10 protein-coding genes are annotated in these 18,619 nt (G+C 71.3%); 9 read left to right on the top strand and 1 reads right to left on the bottom strand.

What is annotated here, in order from left to right; translation table 11 throughout:
• Positions 1–154 precede the first annotated feature (154 nt).
• The 4 genes from typA to GCE65_RS04100 all read left to right on the top strand — a co-directional run bounded on the left by typA (position 155) and on the right by GCE65_RS04100 (position 6,176).
• Entirely contained in the window at positions 155–2,068 is a 1,914-nt protein-coding gene (gene typA / locus GCE65_RS04085) for a translational GTPase TypA (RefSeq protein ID WP_152817548.1), read from the top strand.
• Positions 2,069–2,101: 33 nt separating this feature from the next.
• Positions 2,102–3,496: a PIG-L family deacetylase gene (locus GCE65_RS04090; RefSeq protein WP_153877468.1), complete on the top strand. Its 1,395-nt coding sequence runs from the start codon at positions 2,102–2,104 to the stop codon at positions 3,494–3,496.
• Positions 3,497–3,498: 2 nt separating this feature from the next.
• Positions 3,499–3,987 carry a flavin reductase family protein gene (locus tag GCE65_RS04095; protein ID WP_227993023.1) on the top strand — a complete coding sequence of 163 codons (489 nt, stop codon included), beginning with the start codon at positions 3,499–3,501 and terminating at the stop codon, positions 3,985–3,987.
• 116 nt (positions 3,988–4,103) lie between these two features.
• Complete coding sequence (locus GCE65_RS04100) at positions 4,104–6,176, top strand: VanW family protein (RefSeq protein ID WP_153877470.1); 2,073 nt, start codon at positions 4,104–4,106, stop codon at positions 6,174–6,176.
• Between the two features lie 7 nt (positions 6,177–6,183).
• Here the strand turns inward: GCE65_RS04100 and GCE65_RS04105 are convergent, their stop codons facing one another.
• Positions 6,184–6,432, bottom strand: a complete 249-nt coding sequence (locus GCE65_RS04105; RefSeq protein ID WP_153877471.1) for a hypothetical protein — start codon at positions 6,430–6,432, stop codon at positions 6,184–6,186.
• Positions 6,433–6,487: 55 nt separating this feature from the next.
• On the opposite strand from GCE65_RS04105, the gene fdxA reads away from it, so the two are divergent.
• The 5 genes from fdxA to GCE65_RS04130 all read left to right on the top strand — a co-directional run bounded on the left by fdxA (position 6,488) and on the right by GCE65_RS04130 (position 18,587).
• Complete coding sequence (gene fdxA, locus GCE65_RS04110) at positions 6,488–6,823, top strand: ferredoxin (RefSeq protein WP_153877472.1); 336 nt, start codon at positions 6,488–6,490, stop codon at positions 6,821–6,823.
• The gene (gene dapC, locus GCE65_RS04115; RefSeq protein WP_153877473.1) at positions 6,823–7,935 is read left to right on the top strand and encodes a succinyldiaminopimelate transaminase; all 1,113 of its coding nucleotides are present in this window, start codon (positions 6,823–6,825) and stop codon (positions 7,933–7,935) included. Before fdxA ends, dapC begins: the two co-directional genes overlap by 1 nt.
• 55 nt (positions 7,936–7,990) lie before the next feature.
• Positions 7,991–9,289: a citrate synthase gene (locus GCE65_RS04120; RefSeq protein ID WP_152817553.1), complete on the top strand. Its 1,299-nt coding sequence runs from the start codon at positions 7,991–7,993 to the stop codon at positions 9,287–9,289.
• A 126-nt stretch (positions 9,290–9,415) separates the two neighbouring features.
• Complete coding sequence (locus tag GCE65_RS04125; protein ID WP_194928823.1) at positions 9,416–12,796, top strand: DUF1349 domain-containing protein; 3,381 nt, start codon at positions 9,416–9,418, stop codon at positions 12,794–12,796.
• A gap of 196 nt (positions 12,797–12,992) precedes the next feature.
• Positions 12,993–18,587, top strand: coding sequence for a glycoside hydrolase domain-containing protein (locus GCE65_RS04130; protein WP_153877475.1), 5,595 nt, complete (start codon positions 12,993–12,995; stop codon positions 18,585–18,587).
• Positions 18,588–18,619 lie beyond the last annotated feature (32 nt).

Here is an 18,619-nt window from a genome sequence, read left to right on the forward strand (position 1 = left end):
CATTATCATGTCCTGTGGCCTGTGCGCAGGCATGTCGTGGCGTCGGACCGATGCCCCAGGCCGGCTTCCCCAGGAGGGGGCGGCCCCGCCCGGCCGGCCCCGCGCATCGGCCCGGTACCCGAGTGCCCCGCCCCACCCAGTAGAGGAAACCCCTATGGCAGCTGCCACCCACCGGCGTTCCAACCTGCGCAACGTCGCAATCGTCGCGCACGTCGACCACGGCAAGACCACCCTCGTGGACTCGATGCTGTGGACCTCCGGCGCGTTCGGCGGCCACGCGCACGTGGACACCCGGGCGATGGACTCCGGCGACCTGGAGCGCGAGAAGGGGATCACGATCCTCGCCAAGAACACGGCCGTGCAGTATCACGGGCCGGCCGCCGCCGACATCGACGGCGGCGTGATCGTCAACGTGATCGACACCCCGGGGCACGCGGACTTCGGCGGCGAGGTCGAGCGCGGGCTGTCGATGGTCGACGGCGTCGTGCTGCTCGTCGACGCCTCCGAGGGACCGCTCCCGCAGACCCGGTTCGTGCTCCGCAAGGCGCTCGCGGCGAAACTGCCCGTCATCCTCGTGGTGAACAAGGTCGACCGGCCCGACGCCCGCATCACCGCGGTCGTCTCCGAGACCACCGACCTGCTGCTCGCCCTCGCCTCGGACGTGGCCGAGGAGGTGCCCGACCTCGACCTCGACGCCCTGCTCGACCTGCCCGTCGTCTACGCCTCGGCCAAGGCCCGCCGCGCCTCCCTCACCCAGCCGGCCGACGGCGCGATGCCGGACGGGGAGGACATGGAGGCGCTCTTCGCCACCATCCTCGAGCGGATCCCCGCCCCCGCGTACACGCCGGGAGCGCCCCTGCAGGCGCAGGTGACGAACCTCGACGCCTCCCCCTTCCTCGGCCGCCTCGCCCTGCTGCGGGTGTTCAACGGCACCCTGACCAAGGGCCAGTCCGTGGCCCGGATCAGCCTCGACGGCACGGTGAGCCACGTGCGGATCGCGGAACTGCTGCGCACCCAGGCCCTCGAGCGGGTGCCCGCCGAATCGGCCGAGGCCGGCGACATCGTGGCCGTCGCGGGCATCGAGGACATCATGATCGGCGAGACCCTCGCCGACCCCGACCATGCCGAGGCGCTGCCCCCGATCGTCGTGGACGAGCCCGCCATCTCGATGACCATCGGCATCAACACCTCTCCGCTCGCCGGTCGCGTCAAGGGTGCGAAGGTGACCGCCCGGCAGGTGAAGGACCGCCTCGACCGGGAACTCGTGGGCAACGTGTCCATCCGGGTGCTGCCCACGGAGCGGCCCGACGCCTGGCAGGTCCAGGGCCGCGGCGAGCTCGCGCTGTCGATCCTGGTGGAGCAGATGCGCCGCGAGGGCTTCGAGCTGACCGTCGGCAAGCCCCAGGTCGTCACCCGCGTCATCGACGGCAAGGTGCACGAGCCGATGGAGCGGCTCACGGTCGACGTGCCCGAGGAGTACCTCGGCTCGGTCACCCAGCTGCTCGCGAGCCGCCACGGCCGGATGGACTCGATGACCAACCATGGCACCGGCTGGGTACGGATGGAGTTCGTGGTGCCCGCGCGCGGCCTCATCGGCTTCCGCACCCGCTTCCTCACCGACACCCGCGGCACCGGGATCGCGGCCGCGATCGCCGACGGCTACCAGCCGTGGGTGGGCCCGATCGAACTGCGGTCGAACGGTTCGCTCGTGGCGGACCGGGCGGGGCAGGCCACGCCGTTCGCGATGACCAACCTGCAGGACCGCGGCACGTTCTTCGTCGAGCCGACCTCCGAGGTGTACGGCGGCCAGGTCGTGGGCGAGAACAGCCGCGGCGACGACATGGACGTGAACATCACCAAGGAGAAGAAGCAGACGAACATGCGGGCGGCGGCCGCCGACACGTTCGAGAACCTCACCCCCTCGCGCCGGCTCACCCTCGAGGAGTCCCTCGAGTTCACGCGCGAGGACGAATGCGTCGAGGTGACCCCGGAGGCCGTGCGCATCCGTAAGGTGATCCTCGACCAGCACGAGCGGGGGAAGGTCGCCGCTCGCGCACGCAAGAACTGACCGCGCCCCGCGGGGAGCAGCAAGGAGGATCCGGTGCAGGCAGCCGGTCACGAGGCGCACGTCCCCTCGCAGGAACGATCCGAGCCGGTCGAGTCGCCCGAGCCGGCCGTGCTCGCGTTCTTCGCCCACCCGGACGACGAGACCCTCGGCGCGGGGGGCGCGATCGCCCGGCTCGCCCGCACGAACCGCGTGCACCTCGTCACCGCCACCCGCGGGGAGCTCGGCGAGCGGATGGGCCCGGTCGCCGAGCGGGCCCACGCCGACCCGATCGCGCTCGCCGGGATCCGGGTGGGCGAGCTCGCCGCGGCCGCGCGCGCCCTGGGGATCGAGAGCCACCGCTTCCTCGACGAGCTCGACGGCGCACCCGACGGGCGGGTCTACACCGATTCCGGCATGGCCTGGGCGGACGACCTGCGCCGCCGGGCGGTCCCGGCCCCCGGCGCCGCGCCGACCGCCTTCTCCGCGGGCGATCTGGAGGAGGAGGCACGGATCCTCGCGGGTGAGATCGAGCGGCTGCGCCCCCGCCTCGTTCTCACCGAGGAGGTGGGCGGTGGCTACGGCCACCCGGATCACGTCCGCGCCCACGCCGTCGCCGTGCGGGCGGTCGAGATCGCGGAGCCGCGATGGCGGGTGCCCGTCGTCGCGGCCACCGTGCGAGACCACGCAGCCCTCGTGCGCGCCCAGGAGTGGGTCGCCGGTCACCCGGCGCGGCCCGCGGCCGATGTCTTCGGCGCCCCGCTGCGCGCCCCCGACCCGGCCGCGCCCCAATCCTCCGGCGCCCAGGAGCGACCCGACCTCGTGATCGACACGAGCGCGCAGTCCGATCAGGTCATCGCCGCGATGACGGCGCACCACACCCAGGTGCACGAGGTCACCCGGGTCCCCGGCGGGCTGGACGCCGCCGGGTGGTACGCGTTGACGAACAACGACCTGCAGCCGATCCTCACCCACGCCGCGTTCGCGGTCGTCGCGGGCCACGGCTCGCGGGAGGAGCTGGCGGACGCGTTCACGGGGCCGACCCGTGGGCGCCCGCCCGGCCCGGTCCCGGTCGGACCCGCGACCCGCTGGGCCTTCGCCGGACTGGGTGTGGGCGCCGGCGCGCTCGCGGGAGCGGTCACGACCGTCATGCACCGATCGGTCGCGCCGTGGGGGCTCATCGCGGGCATCGCCGTGCTGTACGCCGGAATGCTGCTCGCCCGCAGCCTGGGCGATCGGTGGGCCGCCAACGGCTTCGGCGCGGGTGTCCTCGGGATCGTGCTGGCCATGACCGCGTGGCGCCCGGCCGGGGACGTGATCATCGTCCAGGACGTGCTCGGCCTCGGCTGGCTCGCCGCGGTGTTCGCCGCCGTGCTCGCGGGGATGCTCGCGCCGAGCTCGTGGTTCGCGCTGGGTTGGCGGCCCCGCGCGAGCGAGCGGGGGCAACGGTGACGATGGACGGCGAGGAGTACCGCGCGCTCATGTCCCGCCTCGTCAGCGGCGTGAGCGTCGTGGCCCTGCGGGACGGCCACCACGACCTCGCGATGACGGCCACCTCCGTCGTCTCCGTGGCGCTCGAACCGCCCACCGTGCTCTTCGCCGTGCACGCGGACGCACGTCTGGCCGAGCGGATCGAGACGGGCGCCGAGTGGGCCGTGAGCATCCTGGGCCCGACGGGCGGCTCCGACGCCGAGTGGCTCGCCAGCCCGGGGCGGCCGACGATCGGCCAGCTCGACCGGGTCCCCCATCGCCGGGGCGAGCTGACCGGCGCGGCCGTCCTCGAGTCCGCCTCCGCCTGGCTCGAGGCGCGGACCGTGTGGACCAAGGAGGCCGCCAGCCACCTCGTGGTGGTCGGGGAGGTACTCTCCGGCGGCGTGCGCCCCGGCGTCGCCGGCGCGACCGTGCACGCCTTCGGCCGCCTCGAGACCTTCCCCGCCTCCTGAGCCGTCCGCCTGATGCGGGCGCAAAGTGTGTCCGAATCGTTCCCATACGATCGACTCGGCGGGTCGCGCGCCCCGTAGAATGCCGGACGGAGTAGTGGACCCAGGGAGGGTATTGCGTGACCGACGGCTTCGAACGTCCTGGCGATGATGTGCCGGACGATGAGACACAGGTCCTTCCCGCGGTGTCGGGTCCAGCCCCCGCCGACACGGCAGACACAGCCGACACGGCCGACACGGCCGATGTAGTCGACACGGCCGACACGGACGCTCCTGCCGATTCTGTCACCACGGCCGCCCTGCCACTCCTCGGCCCGGCGGCGGCCGGCCCGCAGTCCGAGCACGTGCCCGCTCCCGAACCCGAGATCGCAGGCGAGGCCGAGACGATGCCCCCGACGCCCCCCACGGCACAAACCTCACAGCCGGCACAGACGCGACCCGTCCGGCGGCGCGGACGCCGGATCGGCCTGGTGAGCGGCATCGTCGTGTTCGTGCTCGCGGCCGCCTACCTCGGGGCCGCCTGGTACTTCAGCGACCGGGTCCCCTCGGGCACCACGGTCGCCGGGGTGGACATCGCCGGCCAGGCCCGCACGGACGCGATCACCGCCCTCGAGGACTCGCTCGCCGAGATCGTCGCCGCCCCCATTCCGGTCGTCCTCGGGACACCGGAGGAGGACGCCTCGTCGAGCCTCGACGCGGGGGAGGAACGCGCCTCCCAGATCGACCCGGACGCCTTCACGTTCGATGCCGCCGCGACCGTCGACTCCCTCATCGGCTTCTCCCTGGAGCCCGGACGACTCCTCGACCACCTCTTCGGCGGCGGAGCGGTGGATCCGGTGACCCGGGTCGACACCGAGGCGGTCACGGCGGCCGTCGAGGCGCTGGCCCCCGACCTGCAGATCCCCCCGGTCGAGGGCTCGATCGAGCTCTCGGACGGCGCGGCGAACGTGACCGCTCCCGAGAACGGCGTCGACGTCGACGTCCCCGCCTCGGTCGACCTGCTCAGCGACGACTGGCTCACCGGCCGGCGGCCCTTCACGCTGCCCGTGGTGAGCGTCTCCCCGACCATCGACTCCGACGAGATCGACCGGGCGATGGCACAGCTCGTGGATCCGATCCTCTCCGGTCCGATCACCGTGCACCTCGCCGACGAGGCGACGGTCGAGCTCACCCCCGCGGACCTCACCGCCGTGGCACACATCGTCGCCGACGGCGACCGGCTCACGCTCGAGGTGATGGAGACCGAGGCGAGCGACCTGGTCGGCGAGCGGGCGTCGTCCATAGGCAAGACCGCCCAGGACGCCCGGATCGTGATCGAGGGCGGCAAGCCCACGATCGTCCCCAGCAAGACGGGGGCCGGCGTGGATCCGGCCGAGCTCGCCGGCCTCATCTCGGCGGCCGCGACGGCGACCGGCGACGGGCGCGAGGCCACGCTCGACCTGGCCACGACCGAACCGGAGTTCACGACCGAGGACGCCGAGAAGCTCAAGGTCACGGAGCGCGTGTCCTACTTCTCCACGCCGATGCCGTACAACCCCGTGCGCACCCAGAACCTGCTCACCGGCACGAAGAAGGTGACGAACACCCTCGTCAAGCCCGGTGAGACGTTCTCGCTCATCGACGCCCTCGGCCCGATCGACGCGGCCCACGGATACACCTCGTCGGGGGTCGTGGTGAGCGGTTTCGCGACCGAGGCGATGGGCGGCGGGCTCTCGCAGCTGTCGACCACGACCTTCAACGCCGCCTACGAGGCCGGCATGGAGGACGTGAGCCACAAACCGCACTCGCGCTATTTCAGCCGCTACCCCGAGGGGCGCGAGGCCACGATGTTCGCCCCGTCCCTCGACATGAAGTGGCGCAACAACACCCCCTACGGCGTGCTCGTGCAGGCCTGGGTCGCCGATTCCAAGACACAGGTCGCGTTCTGGTCCACCCCGTACTGGGACGTGTCGATTCAGACCGGGCCGCGCCGGAACATCACCCCACCCACGACCGTCTACAACACGGCCTCGACCTGCGCCCCCGAATCGGGCGGCCAGTCCGGATTCACCGTTCACATCGAGCGCACCGTCTCCCACGACGGCGCGCGCAACGAGGAGTATTCGGGCGGCTACTCCCACACCTACCAGCCGTGGAACAAGGTCGTGTGCGGGCCGAAGCCGGACCCGGACGACAAGAAGTCGGACGACTGAGAGGCCGTCAGGCCGGGCCACCGGGCTCGGTCGGATCGGGGTGGCGGGGTCGACGCACGGGCGCGGGCGGCACGAGCTTGGCGTGGGTGATGAGCTCGCCCGGAACGGCCACCGGGCCGCGCTTCGTGGCGATCTCGACGCCGGAAGCATCGACGCGCAGGACGACCCCGAGCGCGTCGGTCACGCCGCCGGGGATGCGATAACGAACGACGACTCGACTGCCCACGGGCCAGGTGGCCCACCCCGCGTTACCCATGGTGCGATACTAGGGGCGGTGTTCCGCTGGCGTCGCGTGAGAAGGAGGACCACTCGTGACCTACATAATCGCTGAGCCATGCGTGGATGTGAAGGACAAGGCGTGCGTCGACGAATGTCCGGTGGACTGCATCTACGAGGGCGAACGGATGCTGTACATCCACCCCGACGAGTGCGTGGACTGCGGTGCCTGTGAGCCCGTGTGCCCGGTCGAGGCGATCTACTACGAGGACGATGTGCCCGAGCAGTGGAGCGGCTACTACGACGTGAACGTCGACTTCTTCGACGAGCTGGGCTCGCCGGGGGGTGCCGCGAAGCTCGGCCTCATCCCGACCGATCACCCGGTCGTGGCGGCGCTGCCGGCGGGCGTGAACGACCACCTCACGTCCTGATGGGGTTCGCGGCCTTCGACGAGGGCTATCCGTGGGACGAGTTGCGCCCGTACGCCGAGACGGCGCGGGCCCACCCGGGCGGGATCGTCGACCTGTCGATCGGCACGCCGGTCGATCCGACCCCGCTCGCGATCCAGGCCGCCCTGCGGGAGGCGGCCGATTCGCCCGGGTACCCGACCGTGGCCGGGTCGCTCGAGCTGCGGGAGGCGATGGCGGCCTGGTGGGCGCGGCGCCGGCGCACCGAGGTCGACGAGACCGCCGTGCTCCCCACGATCGGCTCGAAGGAGTTCGTGGGGCTGCTGCCCTCGATGCTCGGGATCGGCCCGGGCGACGCGGTGGTCATCCCGACCGTCGCCTACCCGACCTACGCCGTGGGGGCGCGGCTGGCGGGGGCGAGCGTGGTGCCCGCCGACGACCCCCAGGAGTGGGCGGGGCGCGCGGACGTGCGGCTCGTGTGGATCAACTCGCCCTCGAACCCGACCGGCGCCGTGATCCCCGCCGAGCACCAGGCCCGCATCGTCGCCGCGGCCCGGGAGGTCGGGGCGGTCGTGGCGGCCGACGAGTGCTACGCCGAGCTGCCCTGGAACGAGCCGTGGACCTCCCACGGGGTGCCGTGCCTGCTCGAGGACGCGGTGAGCGGCGGTGACCACACCGGTCTGCTCGCCGCGTACTCGCTGTCGAAGCAGTCGAACCTGGCCGGATACCGGGCCGCGTTCGTGGCCGGGGACCCGGAGCTCATCGCCCGGCTCACGCTGCTGCGGCGCCACCTCGGGATGATGCTGCCCGCGCCCGTGCAGGCCGCGATGCTCACGGCGCTGACCGAGACCTCCCACGTGCTCGACCAGCGGCGGATCTACCTGCACCGGCGTGAGCGGCTGCTCGGGGCGCTCGAGCGGGCCGGCTACGGCGTGGACCACTCGGATGCGGGCCTGTACCTGTGGGCGCGCAAGGGCGGCCGCACGACCTGGGACCTCGTGGGCGACCTCGCCGAGCTCGGCATCCTCGTGGGGCCGGGGACCTTCTACGGCCCTGGCGGTGAGGGGTATGTGCGCATCGCCCTGAGCGCGACTGACGAACGCATCACAGCCGCCGCCGCGCGCCTGGGCGCCTAGATTCGAAGGGCTAGAATCGACCGGAGATTCTGGCTGACCAATGAAGGGTTCATCTATGTCCGAGACACCGCTCACGCCCGCGACGTTCCGAGTGGACGACAAGGAACTCGAGTTTCGGCGGGTGGCCGCGGTAGAGGGCAACGACGGTGTTGTCATCTCCAATCTGCTCAAGGAGACCGGGCTGGTCACCCTCGACCTGGGCTTCGGCAACACCGCGAACACCGAATCGAAGATCACCTACATCGACGGCGGCGCCGGCATCCTGCGCTACCGCGGCTACCCGATCGACCAGCTCGCCGAGTCCTCGACCTTCCTCGAGACCGCCTACCTGCTCATCAACGGCGAACTCCCCACCGGGAGCGAGCTCGAGGCGTTCACCGAGCGCATCAACCGCCACACCCTCCTGCACGAGAACTTCCAGAAGTTCTTCACCGCCTTCCCGCTCGACGCGCACCCCATGTCGATCCTGCAGGCGGGCATCGCGGGCCTGAGCACGTACTACGAGCACACCCTCGACCCCTACGACCCGGAGCAGCTCGAGCTCGCCACGGTGCTGCTGCTGGCGAAGGTGCCGACGATGATCGCGAACATCGCCAAGCGCGCCACCGGCCTGCCGCAGCTCTACCCGGACGTGAACAAGGGCTACATCGAGGACTTCCTGCGGATGACCTTCGGCCTGCCCTTCCAGAACGCCGACCCGGACCCGGTGCTCGTGCGGGCGCTCGACATGCTGCTCATCCTCCACGCCGACCACGAGCAGAACTGCTCCGCCTCGACCGTGCGCATGGTCGGCTCGGCGGACGCGAACATCTTCTCCTCCGTCTCGGCGGGGATCGGGGCGCTCTCCGGCCCGCTGCACGGCGGCGCGAACGAGGCCGTGCTCGCGATGCTCAACCGCATCCACGACTCGGACGACGACGTCGACACCTTCATGACGAAGGTGAAGAACAAGGAGAGCGGCGTGCGCCTCATGGGCTTCGGCCACCGGGTGTACAAGAACTACGACCCGCGCGCGGCCATCGTCAAGAAGTCCGCCGACGAGGTGCTCGCCAAGCTCGGGGTCTCCGACCCGCTCCTCGACATCGCCCGCGAGCTCGAGGAGATCGCGCTGAGCGACGACTACTTCATCGAGCGCAAGCTCTACCCGAACGTCGACTTCTACACCGGCCTCATCTACAAGGCCATGGGCTTCCCGACCTCGCTCTTCACTCCGCTCTTCGCCCTCGGGCGCATGCCGGGTTGGATCGCCCAGTACCGCGAGATGATCACGGACCCGACCAAGCGGATCGGCCGGCCGCGGCAGGTCTACACCGGGGCCGCCGAGCGCGAGTACGTGGCGATCGACGCCCGCTGACGGCGCGCCGCCTCGAGCGGGGACGGTCGCCCACCTCCGGTGTGGGTGGGCGTCCCCGCTGCTCGTGGGGATGATGGATTCCGTTCGATCTGGACGGGAAGTAGTCAACTAGCTACAATGTCTCACATGTATGAACACAATGAGGTGCGACGTCATTCGAGTCGTGGCCGACACGCCCGCGGAATCGTCGGCATGACCGGGATCGCGGCGCTGCTGGCCGTTCCGTTCGTCGCCGGTCCGGCCACCGCCGCGCCCGACCTGCTCGATCCGGCGGAGCTGAACGTGACCACGGTCGGATACACCGCGGACGAGCCCGCCGAGCGCGACGAGGCGGCGCTCCCGCGGCACGCCGACCAGCGCACGGTGGTCGACGTGACCGCCTTCGGGGCCGACCCGACGGGGGCGGAGGACTCCGCTGCGGCGATCCGCGACGCCTTCGCCCATGCGCGCGGGATCGACGGGCCGGTGACGATCTCCTTCCCCTGCGGGCAGTACCGCATCTACCCCGAGGCCACCGAGAAGCGCGAGCTGTACGTGTCGAACACGGTCGGCACCGACGCGTCCGTGCGCGAGAAGAGCATCGCGATGCTCATCGAGGGCATGGACGACGTGATCGTCGAGGGGAACGGCTCCCAGCTGACCTTCCACGGCAAGCAGAGTCAGTTCGCCGTCATCGACTCGACGGACGTGACGATCCGAGACCTCGGTACCGACTGGTACGCGCCCGGCACGCTCGACCTGACCGTCGTGGACACCGGTGTCGAGGACGGTCACGGCTACCGCGACATCCGTGTGCCCGCGGGCGTCGAGTACACGCTGACCGGAGCCACCGCCACCTTCACGGGCGAAAAGAGCCCCGTGAGCGGCGAGCCGTATTGGACGTTCAGCCCCGGAGACACACGGGCGGGCCACAATCAGATCCGCGACCTGCTCACCGGCCACACCCGGCGGTCGGGCCTGCCGATCTGGACGGCCTCTCGGTCGGTCACCGAGGTGTCGCCCGGTCTCCTGCGGGTGAGCTACGACTCCACGACCGCTCCCGGCGACGGCGCTCACGTCTACGAGATGCGCCACACCCAACGCGACCACCCGGGGGCCTTCATCTGGCAGTCGGAGCGTACCGCCGTGGACTCGGTCGACTTCCACTATCTTCACGGGTTCGGAATCGTCGGGCAGCTGACCACCGACGTCTCGTTCGACCGAGTCCGCATGATCACGGATCCGGGCACCTGGCGATCGACCGCGGGCTTCGCCGACTTCATTCAGATGTCGGGCGTCGCGGGCACGGTGCAGATCACCAACTCGCTCTTCGACAACCCGCACGACGACCCGTTCAACATCCACGGCACCTATGTGCAGGTGACCGACGTCGACCGCGCCGCTCGGCAGGTCACCCTGCGATACATGCACAACGAGACCGCCGGGTTCCCGCAGTACTACGAGGGAGACGAGCTGCGATTCGTCGAGAAGTCGACCATGCTGCCGGTGGCGGGCGGCACTGCGACGGTGACCGCCGTCGACGGCCCGAGCGGGCGGGACCACGAGCGAGACCTGACCACGATGACGGTGACCCTCGACGGCGAGATCCCCGCGGAGGTGACGCCCGGTCAGTACGTGGCCGAGAATCTCACCTACACGCCGGACGTCTACCTCGCGGGGAATACGTTCCGCTCGGTGCCCACCCGCGGCATCCTCGTGACCACGCCCGGTGAGGTCGTGATCGAGCGCAACCACTTCGACCAGATGAACATGGCGTCGATCTTCATCTCGGCCGACGCCGCGAGCTGGTACGAGTCCAGCGCGGTCGAGGACGTGACCATCCGTAACAACATCTTCGACCGGCCCGCGAGCAACTGGGGCGCGATCTTCATCGAGCCGACGAACAGTGCCACCGAACCGGGCCGAACCGTTCACAGCGGTATCGACATCACCGCCAACCGGTTCGCGCTGCTGCCGAACGGGCGCCTCGTGGACGCGAAGTCGGTCACCGGTCTGACCTTCACCCGCAATCTCGTGCAGCACTGGGCACCGACGGAGCCGGTGACCGAGACGTCCTCGCAGGCGCTCTTCCGCTTCCGTGGCAGCGCGGATATCGACATCTCCGCAAACACCTACGCCGAAGGGTTCAATCTCCGCGCGGACACCTCCGGAATGGATGCCGCCGAGGTGGCCGGGGGAGAGGTGAGCGTCAACAGCGATCACCTCCTCGCTCCCGAGGGTGACCGCGCCGTCTTCGCGCCCGGGATGAGCCTCGTGCGTGAGGACGACGGCCGCTGGTCCGCCCTCGACGAGGCGTCGATCTCGCTCGCCGCGGGATCGGCCGGGCTGTGGGCCACGCAGAACGCGGCCACCAACATCGTGCTCGCCGACGGCGACGCCGGCGGCATCGAGGAGGCGATCGTCAAACTCGAGGGAACCACGGCGAGTGGCTACGAGGAGGCCGGGCTCATCCTCTACACGGACGACGACAACTACGTCGCCGTGCAGCGCAAGCACGACGGCGGGAGCCCGAAGCTGGCGGTCGTGACGGAGGAGGCCGGCAGTCCGAACGAGGACGGCCGGATCGCCGACCCGGGAACGACGGACCTGTGGCTCAAGCTCACGCGCGACGGCAACGACATCACCGGTTCCTACTCCACCGACGGCACGGCGTTCACGCCGATCCGAACGGTGACGAACGCGGCCGCCGCCACGGGCCGCGCGGGGGTGCTCGGGGTCGGATCCAGCTCGGCGGGAACGGCCTTCACGTTCACGGATCTGACGATCGACGGGGTGCAGCGGCCGTTCTTCGCCTCCGTGCCCGAGCGGCAGGAGCCGTCGACGGCCGCGCCGCTCGACCAGGCGCACTGGACCGGAGCGACCTTCGAGGAGGGCGCCTCCCCGCTCACGTGGTTCGGACGCACGGGCCCGGATGTGACCGAGGTGTCGGCGAGCTTCGCGCCGGCAGTGGGGGTCTCGCTCGACCAGGTGCTGCTCAACAGTGAGGTCGTCACGGCGGCGGCCGGTGACTACCGGTTCCCGCTCGCCGCGGGGCCGAACGTCGTGGAGGTGCACACCTCCGACGACGCCGGCCGGGCGCAGACCTACCGTTGGGTCGTCCTCTCCGACCTCCCCGCGAAGGCCCCGGGCAGCGGCGTCGAGTGCACGAACCCCGATCCGGACCCGGAGCCGACCACGGACCCGACGACCGACCCGGAGCCGACGACGGATCCCGAGCCGACGACGGACCCGGAGCCGACGACGGATCCCGAGCCGACGACGGACCCGACCACGGATCCCGAGCCGACGACCGACCCCGACCCGAGCGCCGATTCCGACCCGACGACCGATCCCGAGCCGACCACGGATCCGACGACGCGCCCCTCCGCCGGCGCGGGCTCCGAGGCGCCGGGCGAGCTTCCCCGGACCGGCACGAGCCCGCTTGTGCGCGACGTGGTCCTGGGTGGCGCGGCAGTGCTGCTCGCCGGGGGCGTCGTGCTCGGCCTGCGTCGCCGGCTCGCGGGCTGACCGAACGCGACTGAACGCGACTGAACGTACCGAGCGCCGCGCCGATCACTTGTGACGGCGTGGCGCTCGTTGCGTTCACGATCCGTCATTGACTGACGTCCGCCGTGGACATATGATCACCGTGGTTCAAGTTGCCACGTCATCCGCTGTGCACTCGTGTGAACCGGCTGACCCACCCCGATGATGAGGATGCTCGATGAAGCGCGTTGGAATCCTGGCCGCCGCCGTGGCACTGGCCGTCCCACTCCTGGCGGTTCCCGCCGCGGCGCCCGCCCAGGGCGCCCCGGATTCCGGCGAGTACCCGGCCGCGTCGGCCGGGGAGACGCTCACGGTGACCGACCTCGCCTCGCGGTACGAGGGATCGCACCTGCGCTACCGGATCCCGGCGCTCACCACGGCGCCCAACGGCGACCTGCTCGCCGTGTACGACGGCCGGCCGACGATGGCCGACCTGCCCTCGAACATCTCCGTGCTCCTGCGCCGCTCCACCGACGGCGGGAGGAGTTGGCAGGAGCCGGAGGTCGTCCGTTCCGAACCGGCCCCGAACGGCTTCGGCGACCCGAGCGTGCTCGTCGACCGTGAGACCGACACGATCTTCGTGTTCTACGCCGCATCGATCAACCAGGGCTTCGCGGGCTCGGCCACCGGCAACGACCCGAGCGACCCGAACGTGCTCCACCCCGATGTGAGCATCTCCGAGGACAACGGCCTCACCTGGCGGCACGAACGCCTCACCGCACAGCTCAAGGAGCCCGCCTGGGGTGGGATGTTCGCCTCCTCCGGCGAGGGGATCCAGCTGCGGCAGGGCCCGCACGCGGGCCGCCTCATCCAGCAGTACGCGGTGCGCGCGAACGGCGGGAACTACGCCATGAGCGCCTTCAGCGACGACCACGGCCGGACCTGGCACCACAGCGAGCTCGTGGGCCCGGGCGCCGACGAGAACAAGACCGTCGAACTGGCCGACGGCACCGTCATGCTCAACAGCCGATCGGCCCCGTACCGACAGGTCGCCACCTCCACCGACGGCGGGGCGAGCTACACCCCGTTCGCGCCCGACACGCAGCTCGAGGACCCCGCGAACAACGGCTCGATCATCCGCGCCTTCCCCGACGCCGCCCCGAGCGACCCGAAGGCGCAGATCCTGCTCTTCAGCAACACCGAGGACACCGGCATCCGGCGCAACCTCACGGTCAAGATGTCCTGCGACTCCGGCGCGACCTGGCCGGTTCGCGCCGTGGTCGAGCCCGGCTCGGCCGGGTACTCCACGCTCACGGCGCTCCCCGGCCCGGGCGGCGACCTCGGCGGCTCCTACGGGCTGCTCTACGAGCGGGAGGGATACAACCACCTCTCCTACACCGCCTTCGACCTCGACTGGCTCGGCGGCGTCTGCGCGCCGATCGAGGTGAGCGCCCCGGGCGAGCTCGCCACCGGCTCGGCCGGGCTCATCGACGTCGACGTCACGAACCAGACGGATGCCGTGCTCGCCGCCGGCACCGTGCGCATCGACGGGTGGTCCGAACCCGTTCCGACCCCCGCGATCCCCGCGGGCGAGAGCGCGACGGTCACGGTTCCCGTACGCGTGCCCGCCGGGATCGGCTCGGGCGCCGAGCAGGTGACGGTCCGCTACGAGACGGGCGGGACGTCGTCGACACGCGTGACGAGGATCGAGGTGAGCGCCGACCTCGAGGAGGTGGTGAGCGCCCCCGGGCCCTGGACGCTGCCCGACGGGGACACCACGTATATCGACCTGACCGGCGAGCTCGAGCAGGTGGCCGACCTCGCGGCCGGGAGCTTCTCGGTCACGTTCGCCACGGAACAGCGCCCGGCCGTCGGGGTGCTCCTGTCCGCCTCGGACTCCTCGAGCACGGTCAAGGACGTCATCCTCTCCCTCAACAGCGGCAAGCCCTACCTCGAGGTGCGCACCGGCGGCGGCTCCTATCCGAGCCGCATCACGACCGGCGTCGACGTGGCCGACGGCGAGGAGCACACGCTCACGGTCGTCGCGGACGGCGCCACGACCCGGCTGCTCCTCGACGGTGAGGAGATCGGCCGTGGCGGCGCCGGGTTCTTCGCCTCCGTGAGCGACCTCGACTCCCTCCAGCTCGGCGCGTATCACGCCGCCGACGGCCGGCGCTGGCCGTTCACGGGCACGATCTCCGGCGTCTCGGTGAGCGCGCCCGCCGCGCCCGCCCCGGCGATCGAGGTGCTGCCGGTGCTCGATGCGACCTACCCCGGCGGCCGCGACGGCGTGCGTGACGACCTGATCGCGCCGTGGATCCGCATCGCGAACACGGGCAACGTGGCGCTGACCGGCATCGTGCTCGAGGGCCCCGACAACTCCGCGACCTGCAACCGGGCGAACCCGCTCGGCCCGCGCGAATCGTATGTGTGCAAGTCCGTGCGCCACACCATCACGGACGCCGACGTCGCGGCCGGGCAGTGGGCGCCGACGTTCACCGCGACCGCGCGCGGGGCGGGCACGGCCGTGACGACGTCCGCGCGCCTGACACCCGTCGAGATCGCGGACCCCGGCGCACCGACGACCGGCTCGGCCGTCTGGATCCCGTCGGGAGACGTCGCCTCCTCCGCCATGGTGCGCGTGCCGCGCGCGGGCACGCATCACGAGAACCTGCCGGAGGCGACTGTGCTGCGGATGCAGGCCGCCGCCGGCGAACACGTCTCGAGCCAGCTCGCCGTCAGCGCCTTCGACGGACTCGAGCAGGTGAGCGCGCACGTGTCGGACCTGAGCTCGCCGGCGGGCACGATTCCCGCGGCCGCGACCCGGGTGCGCTTCCCCTCCTATATCCCGGACCTGGTGGCCGGCGGGGTCGTGGCCGACCCGCTGACCGAGGCGGCGAGCGTCGACGTGCCCGCGGGCCGCAACCAGGGAATCTGGTTCACGACGCTCGTTCCGGCCGGCACCGCGCCGGGCGGCTACACCGGCACGGTGACGGTCACGAGCGCCGGCGGCGAGCTCGGCACGTGGCCGGTCCGGATCGACGTGGCCGACATGGCCCTGCGCCCGGTCGACGAGCGACCCTTCACCCTCGACATGTGGGCGCATCCGGACGCCGTGGCGGACCACCTCGGGCTCGAGCCCTGGAGCGCCGAGCACCTGAGCGCGCTTACGCCCTACCTGCAGGATCTGGCCGACCACGGCCAGCGGATCGTCGACGTGGCGATCGTCGATGATCCCTGGCTCATCTCCTCGGGCGGGGAATGGGTGCCGCAGACGCAGAGCCACTACCGCTCGAGCATCGAATGGCGATGGGACGGGGAGGAGTGGAGCTTCGACTACGACGCCTTCGACGGCTACGTCGACCTGAACGCCTCGGTCGGCATCTCCGATGCGATCCACGTGTTCGCGATGCTCCAGTTCCGCGACCGGGAGGTGCTCACCTACACCGACACCCGCACGGGCGAGCGCACCCAGGAGGTGGTCGACCGTTCGGGCGATCGCTACCGGGGTGCCTGGGGCGCGTTCCTCACCGACTTCCAGTCGCACCTCGAGGCACGGGGCTGGTTCGAGCGGACGCGCCTCGCCTTCGACGAGCGGCCCGTGGCGATCATGAACCAGGCCTTCGCCGTGATCGACGACGTCGCCCCCGCCTGGCGCGACAAGGTCGCCCTCGCCGCGAACTCGCTCGCCGAGGCCGATATCGCCGACTTCATCAGCTTCAACTACTCGTTCCTCGACAACGTGCCGGACGACCTCATCGCCCAGCGCGTCGAGGCGGGCGAGCCGACCCTGTTCTACACGTACTACGACCCGGTGCGCCCCAACACCGTGACCGCCTCACCGCCCGTGTCGACCCGCTCGCTCGGGTGGATCGTCGAGCAGCGCGGCCTCGACGGCTACCTGCGCTGGACCTACAACTCCTGGCCCGCGGACGTCTACTCCGATCCCGCCTACCGGTACGGCCAGGGCGACGAGTACATCGTCTACCCGGGGGAGGACGGGCCGATCTCCTCGATCCGGTGGGAGAACTTCCGCACCGGCCAGGAGGACGCCGAGGTGCTCGACCAGGCGGCCGCCCTCGGGGGCCGGGTCGCGGCCGTGACCGACGGCGCGCTCGCGAGCATCGACCCGCGGGCGGAGGGCACGCCCGAGGTCTGGGCCGCGATGCTCCAGGCGAAGGCGGATGTGCTCGACGCGGCCTCGAGTGCCGTGGGCGTGAGCGCGACCTCCGAGGACGTCGTCGGCCGCGGGGGCCCCGCGGACCTGCGAGTCGAGGTGACGGCCGGGGCCGAGGACCTGACCGGGCTGACCGTCGAACTCGACACCCTCGGTGGTGCCGCCGGGGCGGCGATCGACGTGCCCGCCGGCGAGACCGGCGGGTGGGACCTGACCGTCGACATCCCGGAATCGGCCCGCACGCTCATCGTGCTCTCCGGCCGGGTGCTCGACGCCGACGGGCAGGTCGTCGCCCACTTCACCGAGGTTCCCCTCGTCGGGGAACTCGTGAGCGCCGACGGCGAGATCATTGCCACGAAGTCGAACTCGCTCGACGCCTCCGAGCCCGTGATCCTCAGCGTGCCGGCCCGGAACCGATCGGCCGAGCCGCACGAGCTGACCCTCGCGCTCACCGACGGCGACTTCTGGCGCCTCGGTGAATCCGCGGTCACGCTGCCCGCCGGATTCGACGACGACCTGCTCATCGAGCTCTACCCCGACGGCGAGACCGGGTGGTCGACCGTGGGCGTCGCGCTGCTCGACGGCGAGGTGACCCTGGCCGCGGGCACGTTCGACCTCGTCTCCGGCGGCGTGCACGTCTCCGACCTGGACTGGGTCTCCTCGACGAACGGGTGGGGTCCGGTGGAGCGGGACTCCTCCGTGGGCGAGGATGAGCCTGGGGACGGAGGGCCGCTCACCATCGGCGGCCGTGGCTACTCGAAGGGCCTCGGCGTGCACGCGGTCTCGACCGTCGTCATCGACGTGCCGGAGACGTGCACGACGTTCGTCTCGGACTACGGGATCGACGACGAGGTGGCCGGGGCGGCGAGCGTGACGTTCGAGCTGCTCGGCGACGGCGCACAACTGTGGGCCTCCGAGCTCGTGACCCCGGCGAGCGGGCGCCAGCGGGTGGCCCAGGACCTCACCGGCGTCGGGCAGCTGACCCTGCGGGTCGGCGACGGCGGCAACGGCGTGGGCCAGGACCACGCGGACTGGGCCGGCGCCCACCTCGCCTGCGACGTGCCGGATTCCGGTGGCGGTGATTCCGGCGGCGGCACGGATGCCGACGCCGACGGTGGCACTGACGGTGGCACCGACGCCGATGGTGGTGCCGACGCGGGCGCCGACGTCGATGGTGGCACTGACGGTGGTGCCGACGTCGATGGTGGTGCGGACGCGGGTGCCGACGTCGATGGCGACGCAGACGCGGGCGCCGACGTCGATGGTGGTGCGGACGCGGGCGCCGAGGTCGATGGCGACGCCGACGCGGGTGCCGAGGTCGAAGGTGGTTCGGACGCGAATGGCGCCGACGCGAATGGTGCCGGCGTCGACTCCGACGGTGGCTCGCATGGTGTCGACGGCTCGGCGGAGTCTGCAGCTGACGGTACCGACGGTACCGACGATGCCGGCGCCGAGAGTGCGGCCGGCGCCGCAGCTGCCGACGGCCCGGGCGACACGGGCGGCGTCACGAATTCCGGCAGCTCGGTCGATGACGGTGCCGGCGGGACCGACACCATGCCCGAGACCGGGGCCTCCGGGACCACGACGATCCTGGTCTCCACGGCGCTACTCACGGCCGCCGGTGTCGTGCTGACTCGCCGAACCAGGATGGAGTGACTGCTCGCCACGCCGGCCTCGGCGATCAACTG

It is taken from the genome of Pseudactinotalea sp. HY158 (assembly GCF_009660225.1).
Lineage (GTDB): Bacteria > Actinomycetota > Actinomycetes > Actinomycetales > Beutenbergiaceae > HY158.